This window comes from Streptomyces sp. NPDC059452 (genome assembly GCF_042750035.1).
In the GTDB taxonomy this organism is placed as follows: Bacteria; Actinomycetota; Actinomycetes; order Streptomycetales; family Streptomycetaceae; genus Streptomyces.
The window spans coordinates 1-15,817 of record NZ_JBHYVE010000034.1 but is presented as its reverse complement, the minus strand read 5'-3'; the positions used below and the strand labels follow the sequence as shown (position 1 = coordinate 15,817).

Here is a 15,817-nt window from a genome sequence, read left to right as displayed (position 1 = left end):
CCGGCTGACCAGCCGACCGACCGACTGACTGACTGACCGGCCGACTGTCCGACTGACAGGCCGACCGGCAGCCCGACTGACCGGACCGCCGTCAGCCGGCCTGGGGTGGGTGCGCGGGCACCGTGCGCTGGTCGGGACCGTTGTAGACGCCGAGCGGGCGGATCAGCACGTTGTGTTCCAGCTGCTCGCTGATGTGGGCCGTCCACCCGGTGATCCGGCTCATCACGAAGATCGGCGTGAAGGCCGCGATGTCGAACCCCATCAGGTGGTACGCGAGCCCGGCGGGGTAGTCCAGGTTGGGGTGGATGCCCTTGCGGCCGATCATGGCGTGGCGGAGCGCGGCGTGCAGCGTGGCCAGCCGGGTCACCTCCGGATCGCCCGCCCGCGCCACCAGCCGGTCGGTGGTCTCCTGCATGATCGGTACGCGGGAGTCGCCGTGCCGGTAGACCCGGTGGCCGAAGCCCATGATCTTCCGCTTGGCCGCCAGCGCCTCGTCCAGCCACTCCTCGGCCCGGTCCGGATCGCCGATCTCGTTGAGCATGTGCATCACGGCCTCGTTGGCCCCGCCGTGCAGCGGCCCCTTCAGCGCCCCGATCGCCGCCGTCACCGCGCTGTAGAGGTCGGAGAGGGTGGAGGTGACGACCCGGGCGGTGAACGTCGAGGCGTTGAAGCTGTGTTCGTCGTAGAGGATCAGCGAGACCTCGAAGCAGCGCACCACCTCGGGGTCCGGCACGCTCCCGAAGCACATGTGGAAGAAGTTCTCCGCGTAGCCGAGCGTCGGGTCCGGCGGGATCGGGGCGAGCCCGTGCCGCCTGCGGTGGTCGGCGGCGACCACGACCGGCAACCTGGCCAGCAGGGCAAGGGACTTGGCGTGGTGGGCGGCGGAGCTGCCGTCCTCCTCGGTGGGGTCCTCGGAGCCGAAGAAGCTCACCGCCGTCCGCAGCACGTCCATCGGGTGGCAGGTCTCGGGCAGCCGGGCCAGCAGCTCGGCGGTGGTGCGGTCCAGCGGCCGCAGCGCCCGCTCGCGCGCCTCGAACGAGCTCAGCTCGGCCGCGTCGGGCAGCTCGCCGTACCAGAGCAGGTACGCGACCTCCTCGAAGGAGCAGCGGGCGGCCAGGTCCTGGACCGGATAGCCCCGGTAGGTCAGGGAGTTGGTCTCCTGGATGACGGTGGAGATGGCGGTGGTGTCGACGGCGACCCCGGCGAGACCGCGGTGGATCTCGGGGGTGGTGGTGGCGGTGGGTGCGGGTGCGGACATGGTGAACCTCCGGGCATACGGAAGGGAGGGATGGCGTGCGGGGTGGGGTGCCGCCCGGCCGGGCCGGTGGCCGGCCGGGCGGCTCAGGGTTCTCCGGGCGGCGGCTCAGGCGCCCGGCGGCAGCGTGAAGTCGAAGACCGCCGAGTCGAACGTGCCGTACTCCTCGTAACCGAGCACTTCGTACAGCCGCGAGCGGGTCTGCATCCGGGGGAGCAGGGCCCGCTGGGTGCCGTCGGCCGCCAGCGTGCGCAGCCCGTCCTCCACCGCGCCCATGGCGAGGCGGAAGAAGGTCACCGGATACAGGGCGATGTTGTAGCCGAGGTTCTCCAACGTCGTCGTGTCCAGCAGCGGGCCCTTGCCGAACTCGGTCATATTGGCCAGCAGAGGTACGTCGACGGCGGCCCGGAACGCCTCGAACTCGCCCTCGTCCGCGAGCGCTTCGGGAAACACGGCATCGGCGCCCGCGTCCACGTACGCCTTCGCGCGGTCGATCGCCGCCGCCAGCCCCTCGGGGCCCCGGGCGTCCGTGCGGGCCATCAGCAGGAACTCCGGATCGCGGCGGGCGTCGACGGCGGCCCGCACCTTGCGGGCCATCTCCGCGCGCCCCACGAGCGTCTTGCCGTCCAGATGGCCGCACCGCTTGGGGTTGACCTGGTCCTCCAGATGCAGCCCCGCGAGCCCCGCGTCCTCCATCAACTGCACGGTGCGCGCCGCGTTCATGGGCTCCCCGAACCCGGTGTCCGCGTCGATCAGCGCGGGCAGATCCGTGACCCGCGCGATTTGCTGGGCCCGCGCGGCGATCTCGGTCGACGACGTCAACCCGAGGTCGGGGAGGGCCAGTTCGGCGGCCAGGACCGCCCCCGACAGATACACCGACTCGAACCCGGCCTCCTGGATCAGCCGCGCCGAGTACGGGTTGACCGCACCCGGCATCCGCAACAGCCGCCCGGAAGCGAGCTGTTCGCGGAACGCGCGGCGGCGATCGGCGGGGGTGGTGCGGGTGTGCAGCATCAGAACAGCCCCTTCGGGAGCCCCGCGTCGAAGGCGGCGACCGCCTCCGTGTCCACGACCGGGAACAGCGCGTCCAGCCCGTCCGCAGGCAGCTCCGCGAGCCCCTCGGCCGCCGCCAGGAAACGGTCCTGGTCCCCGGCGGCCACGACGCCCTCCGCCAGTGTGCGGAACTTCGCCACATACCCCGTACGGTCGAAGGGGCGGGCCCCCGCCGGGTGCGCGTCGGCCACCGCGAGCTCGTCCTCGATCACCGTGCCGTCCACCAGGGTCACCACCGCCCGCCCGCCGAAGGCCCGCCGCTCCGGGTCCGGGTCGTGGTAGCGCCGGGTCCACTCCGGGTCCTCCACCGTGGAGATCCGCTGCCACAGCTCGACCGTCCCCGGCCGCTGCGCCCGCTCGGGGGCGTAGGACCGCTCGTGGTGCCAGACCCCGTCCTCCAGCGCCACCGCGAAGATGTACGGCACCGAGTGGTCCAGCGTCTCCCGGCTCGCCTCCGGGTCGTACTTCTGCGGGTCTCCCGAACCGGAACCGATCACCTGGTGCGTGTGGTGGCTGGTGTGCAGCACGATCGACCGGATCTCCTCCGTCGGGCCCGTCCGCTCCCGCAGCCGCCGCGCCAGGTCGATGACCGCCTGCGCCTGGTACTCGGCGGAGTGCTCCTTCGTGTACGTGTCCAGGATCGCGCGCCGCGCCTCGCCCGGCTCAGGCAGCCCCACCGTGTACGCCGCGTCCGGGCCGTCCAGCATCCGCGCGAGGAACCCGTCCTCGCCCTCGTAGACCGGCGACGGCGACCCCTCGCCGCGCATCGCCCGGTCCACCGCCTCGATCGCCGCCTTGCCCGCGAACGCCGGGGCGAACGCCTTCCAGCTGGAGATCTCGCCCTTGCGGGACTGCCGGGTCGCCGTCGTCGTGTGCACCGCCTGCTGGACTGCCTGGTACGTGGTCGGCGTGTCCAGCCCCAGCAGCGCGCCGAGCCCGCACGCGGTGGCGGCGCTCAGGTGGGCCACATGGTCGATGCGGTGCTCGTGCAGGCAGATGGCCCGGACCAGCGCCACATGGATCTCGTACGCGGCGACGATCCCGCGCAGCAGCTCCGCGCCACTCCGCCCGGTGTGCTGGGCCACGGCGAGCAGCGGCGGGATGTTGTCCCCGGGGTGCGAATAGTCCGCGGCCAGGAACGTGTCGTGGAAGTCCAGCTCCCGTACGGCCGTGCCGTTCGCCCAGGCCGCCCACTCGGGGGAGACCCGTACACCGGGGGCCGCGCCGAAGACGGCCGCACCCGGGGCGGCGCGGTGGGCCAGCGCCTGGCTGCGGGCGACCGCGACCGGCCGGCGCAGCAGCGATGCCACGGCGACGGAGGCGTTGTCGACGACCCGGTTGACGGCCATCGCGGCCGCCTGCGGGTCGAGGCCGGGGGCGTCCTGGGTGCCGGTGGCGACGGCCGCCAGTTTCCAGGCGAGCTGCTCCTCACGGGGCAGCCGGTCGGCGCTGGGGTGGACGCGGACGTGGTGGTCGATCACGGGGCTCCTCGCGGACGTCGGTGGCGCGGTTCTCGGCTGTGCGGTTTCCCGCTGTGCGGTACGGGCTGCGCGGGTTCTCCGCTGTGCCGTACGAGAGGAGCCTTCCCCGCTCCGGCGCCCGATGCGACCGGTCCACTGTGCACAATCCGTACAGCCCTGAGCTGCGAATCTGCGAATGTTGCGAAAGATGCGGATGCTAGTTTCGCAGAAAGCCTCAGAGCGGAGGCAGGGGCGGGGGAGAGGAGTCGCGCGCCATGGGACGGCCTGCCGGACGCAAGATCTACGCCCATGCCAAGCTGCGGCGGCTGCGCCGCGAGCGCGGGATGAACCAGGTCGAGCTGGCCCGCTCGCTCGGCCTCTCCACCAGCTACCTCAACCAGATCGAGCACAGCCGCCGCCCGCTGACCGCCCCCGTGCTGCTGCGGATCGCCGAGGTCTTCGGTGTCGACCCGGAGTTCTTCTCCGAGGCCGACGAGGAACGCCTCGCCACCGACCTCCGCGCCGCCCTCGGCGACGAGGCGTGCGGGTCCCCGGTCCCGCTGGAGGAGGCCGCCGACGTGGCCCGGGACCACCCGGAGGTGGCGCGCGCCCTGGTCGCCCTGCACCACCGCTACCGGGACGCCGCCGAACGGGTCGTCGCGCTCGCCCCGGCGCAGGACGGCGAGTCCCTGCTGACGGCCGAACCCCACGACGAGGTAAGGGACTTCTTCTACGCCCACCACAACCACTTCGGCGCCCTCGACGCCGTCGCCGAACGCACCGCGACCGCCCTCGGCACCGGCTCGGCGGGCCGTACCGCCGACGCCCTCAAGGACCGCCTCGCCGCCCGCCACGGCATCACCGTCGTCACCACCGGCCCCGAACGGGCCGCCGACGCCCGCCGGTTCGACCCCGACAGCGGCCTCCTCCTGCTCTCGCCCTGGCTCAGCGAGGCCCAGCGCGCCTTCCAGCTCGCCACCCAACTCGCCCTGCTGGACCACGGATCGCTGCTCGACACCCTCGTCGCGGGCGGCGAACTCGCCTCCGAACAGGCGGCGGGGCTCGCCCGGATCGGCCTCGCCAACTACTTCGCCGGTGCGCTGCTCATGCCGTACACCGCCTTCCACCGCGCCGCCGAGGAGCTGCGGTACGACATCGAGCTGCTCCAGGCCCGCTTCGGCGTCGGCTTCGAGACCGTCTGCCACCGGCTGAGCACCCTCCAGCGGACCGGCGACCGGGGGGTGCCGTTCTCGTTCCTCCGCGTCGACCGGGCGGGCAACATCTCCAAGCGCCAGTCCGCCAGCGACTTCCACTTCTCCCGGCTCGGCGGCACCTGCCCGCTCTGGACGGTGTACGAGGCGTTCTCCGCGCCCGGCCGCATCCTCACCCAGGTCGCCGAAATGCCCGACGGCAAAAGGTACTTCTGGGTGGCCCGGACCGTGACGCGCGGCGGGTTCGGCCACCGGGCGCCCCGGGCCGACTTCGCCGTGGCCCTCGGCTGCGAACTCCGCCACGCCCACCGCCTGGTGTACGCCGAGGGCCTGGCCCTGGACGACCCCCGCTCGGCCACCCCCATCGGGCTGGGCTGCCGCATCTGCGAGCGGCAGGACTGCGCCCAGCGGGCCCGGCCCCCGGCCGGGGGCCGGCTGGCCGTCGACCCCGACCGGCGCACCCATGTGCCGTACCCGGTGGAGGCCGACGGCCGTTCCGAACCGCCCACGGAGATCAGCGGTGGATGAACTCCGCAGGCCGCTTCTCGGTGAACGCCTTCATGCCCTCCTTCTGGTCGGCCGTCGCGAACACCGCGTGGAACAGGCGGCGTTCGAAGCGGACGCCCTCGGCGAGGGTGGTCTCAAAGGCCCGGTTCACCGCCTCCTTCGCCATCATCGCGACGGGCGCCGACATACCGGCGATCGTGTCCGCGGCCTTGAGCGCCTCCGCCAGGAGATCCGCGTCCGGGACGATCCTGGACACCAGCCCGGCCCGTTCCGCCTCCTGGACGTCCATGTTCCGGCCGGTGAGACAGAGGTCCATCGCCTTGGCCTTGCCGACCGCCCGGGTCAGCCGCTGGGAGCCGCCGATGCCCGGGATCACCCCGAGCCGGATCTCCGGCTGCCCGAAGACGGCCGACTCCGAGGCGATCACCAGATCGCAGAGCATCGCCAACTCGCAGCCGCCACCCAGGGCGTAGCCCCGTACGGCGGCGATCGTGGGCGTACGGAGCTGGCCGAGCCGGTCCCAGGCGGTGAACCAGTCGCTGAGGTACATGTCCATGTAGCTCTGCGGCTGCATCTCCTTGATGTCCGCCCCCGCCGCGAATGCCTTCTCCCCGCTGCCGGTGATGACGATGCAGCCGATCTCCGGGTCGCGGTCCAGCGCCTCGGTGGCCTCGACCGTCTCCCGCATGACCTCCAGGCTCAGCGCGTTGAGCGCTTTGGGGCGGTTCAGGGTGAGCAGGGCGGTACGGCCCCGGCGCTCGACCAGGATGGTCCCGTACGGGCCCGGGGTGGACGCCTTGTCGCTGTGCTCGCTCATGCGGGGGTGCTGCCCTTCTGGGGTGCGGCGGTGGTGCTCGAAGAGGCGGCCCGGATGGCCTGGACGATGCCGGAGAAGTCCTGGTCCGCCCCGGCGCCTTCGGCGAAACGGGCGTACAACTCGGCTGCCCGCAGCCCCAGTTCGGCGTCGATGCCGCCCGCGCGCAGGGCGTTGGCGGCCAGTCCGAGGTCCTTCGCCATCAGGGGGGCGGCGAAGCCGGGGCGGTAGTCGCGGTTCGCCGGGCTCGTCGGGACCGGCCCGGGGACGGGGCAGTTGACGGTGAGCGCCCAGCACTGGCCGGAGGCCGCCGACGCCACGTCGTACAGCGCCTGGTCGGAGAGGCCGAGGCTCTGCGCGAGGACGAACGCCTCGCTGACGGCGATCATCGAGACGCCGAGGATCATGTTGTTGCAGATCTTGGCCGCCTGCCCGGCGCCGCCCGCACCGCAGTGCACGGCCTTCTTCCCCATCACGGAGAGCAGCGGCTCGGCCTCGGCGAACGCGGCCTCCTCGCCCCCGGCCATGAAGGTGAGCGTCCCCGCCTCGGCCCCCACCACCCCGCCGGACACCGGGGCGTCCAGCGAGCGGTGACCGGCCGCTGCCGCCGCCGCGTGGGCGGCCCGGGAGTCGGCCACGTCGATGGTGGAGCAGTCGACGAACAGGGTGCCGGGGCGGGCGGCTTCGAGCAGCCCCTCCGGCCCGTACAGGGAGAGGACATGGCGTCCGGCGGGCAGCATGGTGATCACCACATCGGCCACCGACGCGGCGTCGGCGGCGGACTTCGCCCGCTCGACCCCGCTCTCCACGGCGGTCGCCAGACAGCTCTCCACCAGATCGTGGCCGAGGACCCGGTGTCCGGCGCGAACGAGGTTGGCGGCCATCGGGCCGCCCATGTGGCCGAGGCCGATGAACGCGACGGTCGTGGTGGTGGTCACCAGGGCACCTCCTGCGGTGAGTCGGCTGCGGCGAGGGAGAGCCCCTCGTCGCCGGTCGGAGCGAAGTACCGGGCCACGTCCGCGTCCGTGACCTCCACGAGCGTGCCGGGCGACCACTGGGGCGTCCGGTCCTTGTCGATCACCTGGGCCCGGATGCCCTCCACCAGATCGGCGGAGGCCAGGGCCGCGTACGAGACGCGGTACTCCTGCTCCAGCACCCGTTCCAGCGGGCCGAGTTCGCGGGCCCGCCGCAGTGAGGCGAGGGTGACCTTCAGTGCGAGGGGCGAGCGGCCCAGGATCGTTTTCGCCGCCTCACCGGCCGCAGGGGCGTCCGAGGCGAGCAGCCGCTCCACGATCTCCTCGACCGTGTCGGCGCCGTAACAGTGGTCGATCCAGGCCCGGTTGGCCTCCAGGGTGCCGGGAGGCGCCTCCTGGACATGGCGCTGGAGGACCGGGGCGGGCGGTTCCGTCCGCAGCCCGGCGAGGAACGCGGGCAGCTCGTCCGCCGGTACGAAGTGGTCGGCGAGCCCGCACAGCAGCGCGTCCCGCGCCCCCACGACCGCGCCCGTCAGGGCGAGATGGGTGCCCAGCTCACCGGGGGCCAGCGCCAGCAGATAGGTACCGCCGACGTCCGGCACGAAGCCGATCCCGGTCTCCGGCATGGCCACCTTGGACCGTTCGGTGACGATCCGGACGCTGCCGTGCGCCGAGACGCCGACCCCGCCGCCCATCACGATGCCGTCCATGATGGCCACGTACGGCTTCGGATAGCGGGCGATCCGGGCGTTCAGCCGGTACTCGTCGCGCCAGAACGCGGCCGAGGCCCTGCCGCCCGCGCGGGCGTCCTCGTAGATGGACCGGATGTCCCCGCCCGCGCACAGGCCGCGCTCCCCGGCCCCGGTGATGACGACCGTCGTCACCTCCGGGTCGTGCTGCCACCGGTCCAGAGCCGCCGCGATCGTCTCCACCATCGCGTGGGTCAGGGCGTTGAGGGCCTTGGGCCGGTTCAGGGTCACCACCCCCGTACGCCCTTCGACGCGCACCCGTACGAGCTCCTCGGTCATCGCAGGGCTCCCGTCAGGCTCCGGGCCACAATGACGCGCATGATCTCGTTGGTCCCTTCCAGGATCTGGTGGACCCGCAGGTCCCGGACGATCTTCTCGATGCCGTACTCGGCCAGATAGCCGTAGCCGCCGTGCAGTTGGAGCGCCCGGTCGGCGACCGAGTAGCCGGTGTCGGTGGCGAAGCGCTTGGCCATCGCGCACAACTCCGGTGCCCCGCCCACCTTCCGGTCCAGCGCATCGGCGGCCTGCCGCACCAGCGCCCGGGCGGCGGCCAGCTCGGTCGCCATGTCGGCCAGCCGGAACTGGAGCGCCTGCGCGTCCAGCAGTCGCGAGCCGAACGCCTCCCGGTCCGCGAGATGGGCGAGCGAGCGGTCCAGCGCGCTCTGCGCACCGCCCAACGAGCAGGCCGCGATACCGAGTCGGCCGCCGTTGAGGCCGTTCATCGCGATCCGGAAGCCCTCGCCCTCCGCTCCCAGCAGCCGGTCGGCCGGGATGCGCACCCCGTCCAGCACGACCTGCCGGGTGGGCTGCGCGTTCCACCCCATCTTCTTCTCGTTGGCCCCGAACGAGAGCCCCGGGTCGTCCCGTTTGACGAGGAACGCGGAGATCCCGCCGGGCCCGTCCTCGCCGGTCCGGGCCAGCACGATGTAGAGGTGCGTGGAGCCCGCCCCGGAGATGAACTGCTTCGTCCCCGTCAGCACGTAGTGGTCGCCGTCGCGCACCGCGCGGGTGCGCAGCGCGGCGGCGTCGGAGCCCGCGCCCGGCTCGGTCAGGCAGTAACTGCCCAACTGCTCCATGGTGCAGAGCTCCGGCAGATACCGGCCGCGCTGGGCCTCGGTGCCGTACCGGTCGACCATCCAGGCCACCATGTTGTGGATCGAGAGGTAGCCCGCGACCGAGGGGCAGCCGGTGGCCAGGGCCTCGAAGACGAGGACCCCGTCGGAGCGGGATAGCCCGGAGCCGCCCAGATCCTCCCGTACGTACACACCTCCGAGGCCGAGCCCCGCCGCCTTGCGCAGGACGTCGACGGGGAAGTGCTTGTCCTGGTCCCAGGCCACGGCGTGCGGGGCCAGGTGCTCCTGGGCGAAGTCGAGTGTCGTCTCGACGACCGCGAGCTGGTCGTCGGTGAGCAGGGTGGTCATGGCGTTCACCCCATGGTCGGAATCGTGAAGCTCGCGCCGTCCCGGATCCCCGAGGCGGGCCAGCGCGAAGTGACGGTTTTGGTACGGGTGTAGAAGCGGATGGCGTCCGGCCCGTGCTGGTTCAGGTCCCCGAAACCGGACCGCTTCCAGCCGCCGAACGTGTGGTACGCCACCGGAACGGGGATCGGCACGTTGACGCCGACCATGCCCGTGTCGACCCGCCGGGTGAAGTCGCGGGCGGTGTCGCCGTCCCGGGTGAAGAGGGCGACGCCGTTGCCGTACGGGTGCTCCGAGGGCAGCCGCAGGGCCTCCTCGTAGTCCGCCGCACGCACCACGGAGACCACCGGCCCGAAGATCTCCTCCTGGTAGATCCGCATGGTGGGGGTGACCCGGTCGAAGAGCGAGGCGCCCGCGAAGAACCCCTCCTCGTGCCCCTCCAGGGTGAAGTCCCGCCCGTCCACGACCAGTTCGGCGCCCTCCTCCACCCCGAGGTCGACATAGCCGCGCACCCGGTCGACCGCGTCCCGGCCCACCAGCGGCCCGAAGTCGGCGTCCGGGTCGTCCGAGCGGCCGATCCGCAGCTCGGCGATCCGCTCGGTGAGCTTGGCCACCAGCGCGTCGGCGGTCTCCTCACCGACCGGGACGGCCACCGAGATCGCCATGCACCGCTCGCCCGCTGATCCGTAACCGGCGCCGATCAGCGCGTCCACGGCCTGGTCCAGATCGGCGTCCGGCATCACGATCATGTGGTTCTTGGCCCCGCCGAAACACTGCGCCCGCTTGCCGTGGGCGGCGGCCGTGGCGTAGATGTGCGCGGCGATCGGCGTCGAGCCGACGAAGCCGAGCGCCTTGACGCGGGGGTCCTCCAGCAGGGTGTCCACGGCCTCCTTGCCGCCGTTGACGACGTTCAGGACCCCCGGCGGAAGACCGGCCTCCAGGAAGAGTTCGGCCAGCCGCAGCGGCACCGACGGGTCCCGCTCGGACGGCTTCAGGATGAAGGCGTTACCGCAGGCCAGAGCGGGCGCGGCCTTCCAGAGCGGGATCATCGCCGGGAAGTTGAACGGGGTGATGCCCGCGACCACGCCGAGCGGCCGGCGCAGCGAGTGCACGTCGATCCCGGAGCCCGCGTTGTCGCTGAACTCACCCTTCAGCAGATGCGGGACACCCGCGGCGAACTCCACCACGTCCAGCCCGCGCGCGATGTCGCCGTGCGCGTCGGCGACGGTCTTGCCGTGCTCGGAGGAGAGCAGCCGGGCCAGGGCGTCCTTCTCCTTCTCGACCAGCTGGAGGAAGCGCAGCAGCACCCGGGCGCGGCGCTGCGGGTTCCACTCGCCCCATTCGAGCTGCGCCTCGGCCGCGTCGGCGATGGCCGCCTCGGTCTCGGACCGGCCGGCCAGCGGCACCCGGGCCTGGACCTGTCCGGTGTTGGGGTCGTAGACATCGCCGTACGTGCCCGAGGTGCCGGGCGTGTGCTTGCCGCCGATGAAGTGGGTGAGTTCGCGGACCATGGAAGCCTGCTCTCGTCGGTGAGATCGTCAGGAGAGATCCGGGGATGGCGCACGGCTGCCACCGGCCCACGCACCGGTCGGGTGCGCGGAGGCGCGGAAGGGCTGCCGCCGAGGGGGACGCGGAGGGCGGGGGCCGTCAGGGGGCGGGGGGAACCGCTCGCCGGAACGGGCCTGCGGGGCCGTGGGTGCGGACCGGTGCCATGCGTGTCTGCTCCATCCTCGTGGAAACACGGAACATCCCGCGGCCGGTATCCTGACTCCCGGATCAGCGCGCGCCCTCATGCCTTCCCGACGGCGCCTTCACCGTCGGTGGCGTGTCCTGCGAGGACGGACTCCCCGGTCACAGTGGCGGGACCGCGCCGGAATCGCACCGGCTTCCCTGACACCACGGGCCTTTGAGGTGCCCGGCTCCAGGCCGGTCACCCCTCTGCTCACGAACATATAGTTGGACGTCCTAGTAAGTCCACCCCGCCTCGCCCCGGGCGCGCTCGCCCGCCCCGCCCCCTGGCCCGATCGGGCGCCCGCCCCTGGCATGATCGGCCGACATGAGCGACGCGCCACCACCACGCCACATCCTCGTCATCGGCATGGGTGCCGGTGACCCCGACCATCTGACCCTCGCCGCGATCAAGGCCATGCGCAGGGCGCAGGTCTTCTTCGTACTCGGCAAGGGCCGGGAGAAGGACTCCCTGACCCGGCTGCGGCGGGACATCCTGGCCGAGCACCTCACCGGCCCCTACCGGGTCGTGGAGGCCGAGGACCCCTGGCGGGACCGCACCCAGGACGACCGCGGGCGCTACACGACGGCGGTGCACGACTGGCGCCACCGCCGCGCCGACATCTGCGAACGCCTGATCATCGAGGAGCTGGCGCCGGGGGAGTGCGGGGCGTTCCTGGTGTGGGGCGACCCGTCCCTGTACGACAGCACCCTCGCGATCCTGGAGGACATCCGGGACCGGGGGACGGTGGAATTCGGCCATGAGGTGATCCCCGGCATCAGCAGCGTCTCGGCGCTCGCCGCCCGCCACCGCACCTCCCTGAACCAGGTCGGCCGCCCCATCCACATCACCCCCGGCAGACGGCTCGCCGAGGGGTTCCCGGACGACGACGGCGACATCGTCGTGATGCTCGACGGCCACGAGACCTTCACCCATCTGACGGGCCGGGGCCTGTGGATCTACTGGGGCGCCTACATCGGCACCCCGGACGAACTCCTGGTCTCCGGACCGCTCGACGAGGTCGCCGGGCGGATCAGCCGGGTGCGCGCCGAGGCCCGCGAACGGCACGGCTGGATCATGGACACGTACCTGCTGCGCCAGGGCCCGGGGACGCCGGGCGGCGCGGGGGCCTGAGGGCGCCTACGCCTCAGGCGGCGCGGGCGGCGCTTGCGGCCTGCCCGGCCGGGCACCCCGGAGGCGCGGGCGGCGTCGGCCGCTGATGGGCCCCGGCCCGTGAGCGGGGGCCCGGACAAGGAGTGGCGGGCCGGGCGAGGCGCGGGCGGCCGCCGCACCTCGTCGTCGGACCCGGCCGGAGGTCAGCTCCGGGACTCGTGCGCCCTGATCACGCCGAGCCCGTGCCCGAGGCTCGGGCACTCGGCGGTGAGGTCGTTGCCCCGCACCAGATAGTTGTGCACGCGCCCATCGGTGGGCCGCTCGACGGCCCGGTACAGGGTGCCGTTCACGGTGATCGTCCAGTCGTCGCCGTCCTGGGCCCACCCGACTGTCTTCTTCATATGGCGCTTCCCTCATTCGTCGCCGCCGCGGGTCGGCGGCCGGGTATTGGCAAGAAGAACGGCCTGTGACGCTCTGTGGTTCCGGCTCGCCTACGCCATTCGGTTACATCTGGGTCACCATGCCCGCACGAACTGACCGCAAGTCAGCGAACCGGCGAAGAGGAGCGGAACCCGCGTCACCCGTTCGGAGGTCGTGTCTCATATCACCGTCCGAAGTGTGAACAACGGTGTGCGCCCGGCGGTCGCCCCCTTAGGGTGACCGGTGCAGCTGGTTCGCCCTGTCCGCCAGGCAGGGTGTCGTAAGAGGGAACCCGGTGGGAATCCGGGACTGCCCCGCAGCGGTGAGTGGGAACGACCGCCGTCATACGCACTGGGCCCGGCCGGGCCTGGGAAGCGACGGCCAGTAGGTGTCTGCCCCGGCAGGCGTGCCCGCGAGTCCGAAGACCTGCCCGTTGCCCGCACGCGACCGTTCGTGTGCGGAGTTCCCGGTGACCTCGTGGGCGGGTCGGCGTAACCGTCGGGTGGACGGACACGGTCAACGTGTCGGCTTTCCGCCCGATTCGTCACCCCTTCGCGTCCGCGTCCCGTCCCGGGATCAGCTGGATCCATGCTCGCGAAGGAGAGTCACGTGACAGCGAAGCCCGCAGCCGCGGCAGCACGGGCCACCGTGTACGGCTACCCCCGCCAGGGTCAGAACCGTGAACTGAAGAAGGCCATCGAGGGCTACTGGAAGGGCCGCGTGGACGCGGACACCCTCCGGCAGACCGCCGCCGAACTGCGCAGGGGAACCTGGCAGCAGCTCGCCGAGGCCGGAGTCCACGAAGTGCCGACCGGTGATTTCTCGTACTACGACCACGTTCTGGACACCAGTGTCATGGTCGGCGCTGTCCCCGAGCGGCACCGCGAGGCCGTCCGCACCGACGCCCTCGACGGCTACTTCGCCATGGCCCGCGGTACGCAGGACGTGGCCCCGCTCGAAATGACCAAGTGGTTCGACACCAACTACCACTACCTGGTGCCCGAGCTGGGCCCGGACACGGTGTTCACCGCCGACTCCGCCAAGCAGGTCGCCGAGTTGAAGGAGGCCCTCGCGCTCGGGCACACCCCGCGCCCGGTCCTCGTCGGACCCGTCACCTACCTCCTGCTCGCCAAGGCTGCGCCCGGGGTGGCCGCCGACTTCGAGCCGCTGACCCTGCTGGACCGGCTCCTGCCCGTGTACGCCGAGGTCCTTGCCGACCTCCGGGCCGCGGGCGCCGAGTGGGTGCAGCTGGACGAGCCCGCCCTCGTCCAGGACCGCACCCCGGCCGAGCTGAACGCCGCCGCCCGCGCCTACCGCGAGCTCGGCTCCCTCACCGACCGCTCCAAGCTGCTGGTCGCCTCCTATTTCGGACGGCTCGGCGAGGCCCTGCCGGTGCTGGCCAAGTCCCCGGTCGAGGGGCTCGCGCTGGACTTCACCGAGTCGGGCGCAGCCAACCTCGCCGACCTCGCGGCGGCGGGCGGACTGCCCGGCAAGCGGCTGGTCGCGGGCGTCGTCAACGGCCGCAACATCTGGATCAACGACTACGAGAAGTCGCTCGCCACCCTCGGCACCCTCCTCGGCCTCGCGGACCGGGTCGACGTCTCCGCCTCCAGCTCCCTGCTGCACGTCCCGCTGGACGCCCGGGCCGAGCGTGACATCGACCCGCAGATCGCCCGCTGGCTCGCCTTCGCCCAGCAGAAGATCCAGGAGATCGTCGTCCTGGCCCGCGGCCTGTCCGGCGGCACCGAGGCCATCGCCGCCGAACTCGCCGCCAACCGGGCCGACCTGGCCTCCCGTACCGACGCCGTCATCACCCGCGACCCGGCCGTCCGGGCCCGTACGGCGGCCATCACCGACGCCGACGGCCGCCGCTCCCAGCCGTACGCGGAGCGGACCGTCGCCCAGCGCACCCACCTCGGGCTGCCGCTGCTGCCGACCACCACGATCGGCTCGTTCCCCCAGACCACCGAACTCCGCACCGCCCGCGCCGATCTGCGCGCGGGCCGGATCGACGAGGACGGGTACGAGGAGCGGATCAAGGACGAGATCCGCGAGGTCCTCTCCTTCCAGGAGAAGGCCGGGCTGGACGTCCTGGTGCACGGCGAGCCCGAACGCAACGACATGGTGCAGTACTTCGCCGAGCAGCTCACCGGCTACCTCGCCACCCAGCACGGCTGGGTGCAGTCGTACGGCACCCGCTACGTCCGGCCGCCGGTCCTGGCCGGGGACATCTCGCGCCCCGAGCCGATGACGGTGCGGTGGACGACGTACGCGCAGTCGCTCACCGAGCGCCCCGTCAAGGGCATGCTCACCGGCCCGGTCACCATGCTCGCCTGGTCCTTCGTCCGCGACGACCAGCCGCTCGGCGAGACCGCCCGCCAGGTGGCACTCGCCCTGCGCGACGAGGTCGACGACCTGGAGGCGAGCGGCACTTCGGTGATCCAGGTCGACGAGCCCGCACTGCGTGAGACGCTGCCGCTGCGGGCCGACGAGCACGCCGCGTACCTGGAGTGGGCGACGGAGTCCTTCCGCCTCGCCACCTCCGGGGTGCGGCCGGACACCCAGATCCACACCCACATGTGCTACGCGGAGTTCGGCGACATCGTCCAGGCCATCGACGACCTCGACGCCGACGTCATCAGCCTGGAGGCGGCCCGCTCGCACATGCAGGTCGCCCGCGAACTGGCCGCCCACGGCTACCCCCGTGAGGCCGGACCCGGCGTCTACGACATCCACTCCCCGCGCATCCCGAGCACCGAAGAGGCAGCGGCCCTCCTCCGCAAGGGACTTGAGGCCATCCCGGCCGAGCGCCTGTGGGTGAACCCCGACTGCGGCCTGAAGACCCGGGGGTGGCCCGAGACCCGGGCCTCCCTGGAGAACCTGGTCGCCGCCGCGCGGGAGATCCGCGCGGAGCTGCCCACCGAAGCGGCGTGATCCGACCCGGTGCGGGAGCGGCCACCGCCGCTCCCGCACCGGGGCATACGTCCTGAGAACCGGCCTGGCCCCCCCACCCGGCGGGGGGGGGGCGGGTGGGGGGGGCGGGGGGAGGGGCCCGGGGGAACGGGGTGGGTTATTGCCCCACCGCGGGGGTAGTTTTTGCGAAACAACGAAAAC

The 15,817-nt window shown here is 72.4% G+C and carries 12 protein-coding genes and 2 riboswitches; of the genes, 3 read left to right on the top strand and 9 right to left on the bottom strand.

All coding sequences use genetic code 11. The features are described from left to right. Window positions 1-91: 91 nt before the first annotated feature. The 3 genes from ACFW9Z_RS31500 to ACFW9Z_RS31490 all read right to left on the bottom strand — a co-directional run bounded on the left by ACFW9Z_RS31500 (window position 92) and on the right by ACFW9Z_RS31490 (window position 3,789). On the bottom strand, window positions 92-1,258 hold the full coding sequence (locus ACFW9Z_RS31500; RefSeq protein WP_384646084.1) for a bifunctional 2-methylcitrate synthase/citrate synthase: 1,167 nt from the start codon (window positions 1,256-1,258) through the stop codon (window positions 92-94). Between the two features lie 105 nt (window positions 1,259-1,363). Then, on the bottom strand, window positions 1,364-2,269 hold the full coding sequence (gene prpB / locus ACFW9Z_RS31495) for a methylisocitrate lyase (protein WP_384646082.1): 906 nt from the start codon (window positions 2,267-2,269) through the stop codon (window positions 1,364-1,366). Next, a complete protein-coding gene (locus ACFW9Z_RS31490) occupies window positions 2,269-3,789 on the bottom strand; it encodes an MmgE/PrpD family protein (RefSeq protein WP_384646080.1) in 1,521 nt (506 codons plus the stop codon). Before ACFW9Z_RS31490 ends, prpB begins: the two co-directional genes overlap by 1 nt. Before the next feature lie 254 nt (window positions 3,790-4,043). Between ACFW9Z_RS31490 and ACFW9Z_RS31485 the strand changes: the two genes are divergently transcribed. After that, window positions 4,044-5,507: a short-chain fatty acyl-CoA regulator family protein gene (locus ACFW9Z_RS31485; RefSeq protein WP_384646078.1), complete on the top strand. Its 1,464-nt coding sequence runs from the start codon at window positions 4,044-4,046 to the stop codon at window positions 5,505-5,507. On the opposite strand, the gene ACFW9Z_RS31480 is transcribed toward ACFW9Z_RS31485, so the two are convergent. The 5 genes from ACFW9Z_RS31480 to ACFW9Z_RS31460 are packed head-to-tail and all read right to left on the bottom strand — an operon-like array spanning window position 5,494 to window position 10,952. Next, window positions 5,494-6,303 (bottom strand): enoyl-CoA hydratase, encoded by an 810-nt coding sequence (locus ACFW9Z_RS31480; protein ID WP_384646076.1) that lies wholly within the window; start codon window positions 6,301-6,303, stop codon window positions 5,494-5,496. The two genes, ACFW9Z_RS31485 and ACFW9Z_RS31480, sit on opposite strands and share 14 nt — an antisense overlap. Next, on the bottom strand, window positions 6,300-7,238 hold the full coding sequence (mmsB, locus tag ACFW9Z_RS31475) for a 3-hydroxyisobutyrate dehydrogenase (RefSeq protein ID WP_384646074.1): 939 nt from the start codon (window positions 7,236-7,238) through the stop codon (window positions 6,300-6,302). The genes ACFW9Z_RS31480 and mmsB overlap by 4 nt, the downstream gene beginning before the upstream one ends. Then, the gene (locus ACFW9Z_RS31470; RefSeq protein ID WP_384646071.1) at window positions 7,235-8,302 is read right to left on the bottom strand and encodes an enoyl-CoA hydratase/isomerase family protein; all 1,068 of its coding nucleotides are present in this window, start codon (window positions 8,300-8,302) and stop codon (window positions 7,235-7,237) included. Before ACFW9Z_RS31470 ends, mmsB begins: the two co-directional genes overlap by 4 nt. Then, the gene (locus tag ACFW9Z_RS31465; RefSeq protein ID WP_384646069.1) at window positions 8,299-9,444 is read right to left on the bottom strand and encodes an acyl-CoA dehydrogenase family protein; all 1,146 of its coding nucleotides are present in this window, start codon (window positions 9,442-9,444) and stop codon (window positions 8,299-8,301) included. The genes ACFW9Z_RS31470 and ACFW9Z_RS31465 overlap by 4 nt, the downstream gene beginning before the upstream one ends. Before the next feature lie 5 nt (window positions 9,445-9,449). Beyond that, the gene (locus tag ACFW9Z_RS31460; protein WP_384646067.1) at window positions 9,450-10,952 is read right to left on the bottom strand and encodes a CoA-acylating methylmalonate-semialdehyde dehydrogenase; all 1,503 of its coding nucleotides are present in this window, start codon (window positions 10,950-10,952) and stop codon (window positions 9,450-9,452) included. Window positions 10,953-11,177: 225 nt separating this feature from the next. Next, a riboswitch (cobalamin riboswitch) is annotated at window positions 11,178-11,357 on the bottom strand. Window positions 11,358-11,497: 140 nt separating this feature from the next. On the opposite strand from ACFW9Z_RS31460, the gene cobF reads away from it, so the two are divergent. Further along, window positions 11,498-12,304 carry a precorrin-6A synthase (deacetylating) gene (gene cobF, locus ACFW9Z_RS31455; protein ID WP_384646065.1) on the top strand — a complete coding sequence of 269 codons (807 nt, stop codon included), beginning with the start codon at window positions 11,498-11,500 and terminating at the stop codon, window positions 12,302-12,304. Between the two features lie 182 nt (window positions 12,305-12,486). Here the strand turns inward: cobF and ACFW9Z_RS31450 are convergent, their stop codons facing one another. Next, window positions 12,487-12,684, bottom strand: a complete 198-nt coding sequence (locus ACFW9Z_RS31450) for a hypothetical protein (protein ID WP_018514785.1) — start codon at window positions 12,682-12,684, stop codon at window positions 12,487-12,489. A gap of 252 nt (window positions 12,685-12,936) precedes the next feature. Next, window positions 12,937-13,152: riboswitch (cobalamin riboswitch) on the top strand. Window positions 13,153-13,312: 160 nt separating this feature from the next. On the opposite strand from ACFW9Z_RS31450, the gene metE reads away from it, so the two are divergent. Continuing rightward, the gene (gene metE / locus ACFW9Z_RS31445; protein WP_384646063.1) at window positions 13,313-15,637 is read left to right on the top strand and encodes a 5-methyltetrahydropteroyltriglutamate--homocysteine S-methyltransferase; all 2,325 of its coding nucleotides are present in this window, start codon (window positions 13,313-13,315) and stop codon (window positions 15,635-15,637) included. Window positions 15,638-15,817: the final 180 nt, after the last annotated feature.

Coding starts and splice junctions, on each gene's coding strand:
- ACFW9Z_RS31500 (WP_384646084.1), bottom strand. CDS start 1,258: ATGTCCGCACCCGCACCCACCGCCACCACCACCCCCGAGATCCACCGC.
- prpB (WP_384646082.1), bottom strand. CDS start 2,269: ATGCTGCACACCCGCACCACCCCCGCCGATCGCCGCCGCGCGTTCCGC.
- ACFW9Z_RS31485 (WP_384646078.1), top strand. CDS start 4,044: ATGGGACGGCCTGCCGGACGCAAGATCTACGCCCATGCCAAGCTGCGG.
- ACFW9Z_RS31480 (WP_384646076.1), bottom strand. CDS start 6,303: ATGAGCGAGCACAGCGACAAGGCGTCCACCCCGGGCCCGTACGGGACC.
- ACFW9Z_RS31470 (WP_384646071.1), bottom strand. CDS start 8,302: ATGACCGAGGAGCTCGTACGGGTGCGCGTCGAAGGGCGTACGGGGGTG.
- ACFW9Z_RS31465 (WP_384646069.1), bottom strand. CDS start 9,444: ATGACCACCCTGCTCACCGACGACCAGCTCGCGGTCGTCGAGACGACA.
- ACFW9Z_RS31460 (WP_384646067.1), bottom strand. CDS start 10,952: ATGGTCCGCGAACTCACCCACTTCATCGGCGGCAAGCACACGCCCGGC.
- cobF (WP_384646065.1), top strand. CDS start 11,498: ATGAGCGACGCGCCACCACCACGCCACATCCTCGTCATCGGCATGGGT.
- ACFW9Z_RS31450 (WP_018514785.1), bottom strand. CDS start 12,684: ATGAAGAAGACAGTCGGGTGGGCCCAGGACGGCGACGACTGGACGATC.